The sequence below is a fragment of the Candidatus Marinimicrobia bacterium CG08_land_8_20_14_0_20_45_22 genome (genome assembly GCA_002774355.1).
In the GTDB taxonomy this organism is placed as follows: domain Bacteria; phylum Fidelibacterota; class UBA2242; order UBA2242; family UBA2242; genus 0-14-0-20-45-22.
Window position 1 is genome coordinate 1 of the sequence record PEYN01000115.1, and the last position, 4,602, is coordinate 4,602.

Sequence of the window (4,602 nt, forward strand, 5' to 3'; positions counted from 1 at the left end):
CAGGGAACTGTGGATGAATTTCCAGTCGGGATTGACTTCATTGGCTTTTTTAATAATTTGCGGCAGGTGTTTATTCGGATAGGCGCTGTCCATGCCGTCGAAAAGAACAAGGCAATCGCTGGTTGCCTGTTCGAGGATGTCTTCCATGGCGGCGCGAATGCCTTCCGCGACGATTTCCAGATTGCAGGTTTCTCCGTAGGGAGAGCGGATAATGGCCGGTTCTTCCTCGTGATCCTGATCGGCGCGGCAAAGATGAAATGGCAGACAGCCCTCTTCCCCCCAGCGGAATCCGTGCCAGTCGGGAGCATGCATGGTGCGTTTGGAAACGTAAATAAAAAAGGCGCCGCGGCTGACATGCCGGCTCAGACGAACGCCCAGAATCCGGGTGCCGTCCGGAGCTTCCAGAAAATATTCATTGGTGCCTTCGGTGTAATGAATTCCGCGATAAAATATGATGCCGTCGATTCCGAAACCGTCGTAAATCTGCGCCATCTGGGAAATCTGGCCATAGGAAGTCGGGGTATAACCGACCCGCGACGTTTTTCCAAATGAATCGCCGACGCGTTTGCCCATCAGTAGATTGCGAATGAGCGACTCACCGTTCACGGTGAATTCTTCCGGCAAGGTGTACCATGGCCCGACGATCAGCCGACCGGCTTTGATCAACGCTTCCAGTCGCGAACGATTCTCAGGTTTGATTTCCAGATAATCGTCTAAGAAAATGGTCTGGGAATCGAAATTGAAATATTTATACCCAGGATCGGTTTCCATTAAATCCAGCAGATTGTCGATTAATTTGACTAAATGCAGGCGGGTTTCCTGGAACGGGAAACGCCATTCACGATCCCAGTGAGTATTGGATAAAATATGGATGGTTTTTTTGGTACTCATAGTGTTTTCTTTATCTTAAAATTAATAATCACGGTTGGCTAACCAGATTGAGTGAATCAGGTCATAACTAGCCAACGGCATGCCCCGGAAGACGCAATTGGACGTGCAGAAAATGTAACCGCCGCCGGGTTTGGCATGCGTCAGGCAATATTCGGCGCTGGCACGCACCTGTTCCGGTGTGCCGGTCTGCATCAGCGAACAATCGACGTTGCCACAGAGAGCCACCTGTCTGCCGTAATTTTCTTTCACGAACTTGATATCGACGCCGGCCATTGGATCCAGGGAATGCAGGGCATGTGGTTCGGCGTCGAGCAGGTAGCGGATAATCGGCATGATATTGCCATCGGTGTGTTTGATTACATAAGCGTCGGCCTGGCGGAAATAGGTGACGGCTTCTTTCAGGTACGGAGCGATAAATTCTTCAAATTGAGTCGGACTGATAAATGGTCCGGCATTGAAACAATAATCGCAACACAGGATAAATCCGTCCGTCCCGGCTTCCAGCATTTCATGGCAGCGAACGAAACTCTCGGTGACATTTTTACGGGCGACTTCATGCATATATTCCGGACGGTCGATCAGGTCGAAGCAGAACTGCTCCATATTATTGAACGGAATCATAAAGGTCGGGTCGTTGTGGCACATTACCATGAATTCGTCGCCGGAGATTTCGCGGATTTCTTTGATCGTATCGCGCACACCGGTTTGGGCGGCGCTTTCATGCTTTCCCATGGTGCGGTTGATGAAAATAATTGAATGATCGAAACGCCGGGCGACGTCAACATACAGGCGGGCGTTATATTTAACCTTGTCGGTATAGCTCATGCCGGTAACGTCCGGATCGACCGGTCCGCCGATCCAGGTGCGCCCCTGAAAATCGCGTTCGGTCTCGTCGAAAACTAACTCGAAAGTCGGCACAAAATCCGGCGTGCCGCCATTCAGGACAATTTTCACTCTTTTACGATGATTCATAGATTTTTCCATAATTGAAAAGGGATTAGATGATTATTGACAGTATTTCTTCAAAATTATTACAATAATGAGAACAGAGGGATCGGGTACCACTTTCGGCGATATTGCCATCGGACATGCCGATTGGACTGAATCCCGCCAGCCGAATGGCCGCAATTCCGGCGCCGCTGTCCTCGATACCGATGACGTGATGGCGATTCGAGAATGGAATGCCCAGTCCGACCCGGGCGATTTCGGCGTAAAGCCAGGGATGCGGTTTGGGTGAAAGTTCGCCCAGTGTACCGGGCGCACCTTCCTGCATGGGATACCCGGCGGTGATGATCGCATCATAAAATTCGGCCGGATCGCCCATATTCAATGTGCAAAAAGCCGACAGAATTTCCGGATAGGCTTTTTCATAAAGGCCGGAAGTCACCAGCCCGATTTTTATGCGACGATTCTTCAGAGTCAGCAGGAAATCCTTTAGTCCGGATCGGGGAATAAAGGCATTCCGACGACCGTTACCTTCCAAAATAGCTTTCATCTCACGCCGTGTATATTCGAAATACCAGACCCGGGCCTGCTCAACGGTTTTCTCCGGACAATATTTACAGATGCAATACTGGAGATGTTCCGAGACGCTGTGTCCGGAAACAAAAGGAATGTCAGCGTCGGTTAGTTCGAATTCCGGATTGCCTATCAGGCTGGCGATGCTGAGCTGAATGATCCAGATCCAGAATTCTTCACTGCGAACGCTGGTGCCGTCCAGGTCCATCAATACGACGGTGAGAGGTTTTTCCATTTTTACAGGATGAACCGGATAATAGGCCGGATATCCCAGGGCTGACCCAACAAACGCCAGCGTATGATCGTCAAACGCCACGAATTCGACTTTGCCGTCACCGGTGGCAATGATGTCGCGCACGCCGTTCCTGCCGACGGAAAAACGTTTATCGGACGTGCTGTTGAGTAAACGTAGTCCGGTATCGGTTGGCAGGTTGCCTAAACCCGGCAAGCTGATGATATTTTTTATGCAATTGTTCATAGATTTGGTCATTTATCAAATATCTCTCCCGGTTCTATTCCAGGGTCAACCGGATTAAATGAGGATAATATTCTTCGAATTCAATGTAGGTCAGGAAAATCGTTTTACCGTTGTCCAGGGCCAGTTCGGGGTGTTCCTTCCCGGCGTAGATCAGGCGCGGGTAAGGCAAATTTTTCCCATTGGTGATCCGGGCTTGCCACAGGTCGATTTCCGGGCTCCAGGGGCCCCACAGATTGGGCGCCGTATGACCGACGATTCGATCGGATGTGCGCCAGGAATGAACCGCCAGATAGGCCTGTAAGTGCCGGTTATAGGAAATGGAGACTTCGCTGGGGGCGTCGGTAAACAGTACGCCGGCCTCCGCGATAATCGGACCCCATTCCGGTTTAGAAGAAACCAAATATTCGTAAGCATCCAATCGTTCGATCTGGTCGAAATCGACCCGCGCCAGGTAGGTTTTCTGGATTTGATCGGCGCCCTGGCTCGTGCCGTAGAGATAGATTTTACGTTCGGAATAATTCGGGAAAATCGCCGAACCGAAATGCGGTTCGAATTTCTTCCAGAGAATATCACTGCCGTTATGAAAAATGCGTTTGAATTCCCAGGTTTGGTCGCTGCCGACGGCCAGCCCGGAGCCGATCACATTGAAATTGACCGGATAGGCTTCGCCTTTACCATTGATGGCAACAATTTCTTTCTGGGGAATCATTTTAACTTTAACGAAGGAAAGATAGAGTTTACCGTCGATCTTGACCCCGTGCTGACACCAGACCCGGATTTTGTTCGGATCCTCGTCTGCCAGTAATGGCAGGAGTGTTTGAAGAGTGCCGTCCGGATTCAGGATATAGTTGAAATCCTGCAAACCGTCGCTGGCATCCTGGTCGGGCAGAATCAATCCGGTATTGTTGAGCATTTTATCGACGGTGCCCTTGCCGGACATATCATCACCTCCGACCGCAATGCCGCTGATATACCAGAGACTGGAACCCGGTTCCCGGTTTCCGATCAGGGTGTCGCCAAAAAACCATAAAGATTTCTGATTTCCGAGAGGAATTGAGAAGGCGCCGTCCTGGCCGATCATGCGGTGCGGATTATCGACGAACTGTAATCCCAGGTCGGCGGCGCTTTTAATTTTCAAACTTTTCATGAGTTGTCTTACTTTTCAGATTGATCGGGAGCAGGGACATTTTTCAACTTAAGGGGCAGAAACAAGGCCTCCCGCCCCTTAAGTGTATCACGCCCTAAAAATTCAAATTACTTGGTTAAAACCATCTTGCGTGTCATACTCTGATTACCGGCAATTACTTTATAAAAGTAGATGCCACTCGGCAGATTCGAAGCGTCGAAGTTAATGTTATAACGTCCGGCGTCTTTCGTTTCGTTTACCAGGGTGCTGACCGGGTGGCCGAAAAGGTCAAATACCGTCAGGTTGACTGCGCTGCGGGCGGCAATCTCGAACTCGATACGGGTGGTCGGGTTGAAAGGATTCGGGTAATTCTGCGAAAGGTTGAATTTCCTGACAACCGAAGCCTCTTCCCTGGTCGCGCTTCCGCCGGTGACCGTAATGGTGTTCCCCAGACTGTCACACCAGTCACTGGTATCGGTGAAATCAAGTGCACCTTCACTGAAGAAATAGCCCAGATCATAGGATCCATTGGTATTGCCAACAGTCAAATTAATGGCAACATCGATATAGGACGTAGCCGACCAGGTAA

The 4,602-nt window shown here is 50.1% G+C and carries 5 protein-coding genes; all 5 read right to left on the reverse strand.

The genetic code is table 11. From position 1 onward, the window contains the following. Nucleotides 1–891: hypothetical protein (locus COT43_06555; GenBank protein PIS28326.1), on the reverse strand; the 891-nt coding region annotated here is incomplete at its 3' end. Nucleotides 892–912: 21 nt separating this feature from the next. Continuing rightward, nucleotides 913–1,875 carry a hypothetical protein gene (locus COT43_06560; protein ID PIS28327.1) on the reverse strand — a complete coding sequence of 321 codons (963 nt, stop codon included), beginning with the start codon at nt 1,873–1,875 and terminating at the stop codon, nt 913–915. Between the two features lie 13 nt (nt 1,876–1,888). Further along, nucleotides 1,889–2,887 (reverse strand): haloacid dehalogenase, encoded by a 999-nt coding sequence (locus COT43_06565; GenBank protein PIS28330.1) that lies wholly within the window; start codon nt 2,885–2,887, stop codon nt 1,889–1,891. A 34-nt stretch (nt 2,888–2,921) separates the two neighbouring features. After that, nucleotides 2,922–4,034: a hypothetical protein gene (locus tag COT43_06570; protein PIS28328.1), complete on the reverse strand. Its 1,113-nt coding sequence runs from the start codon at nt 4,032–4,034 to the stop codon at nt 2,922–2,924. 107 nt (nt 4,035–4,141) lie between these two features. Further along, nucleotides 4,142–4,602: hypothetical protein (locus COT43_06575; protein PIS28329.1), on the reverse strand; the 461-nt coding region annotated here is incomplete at its 5' end.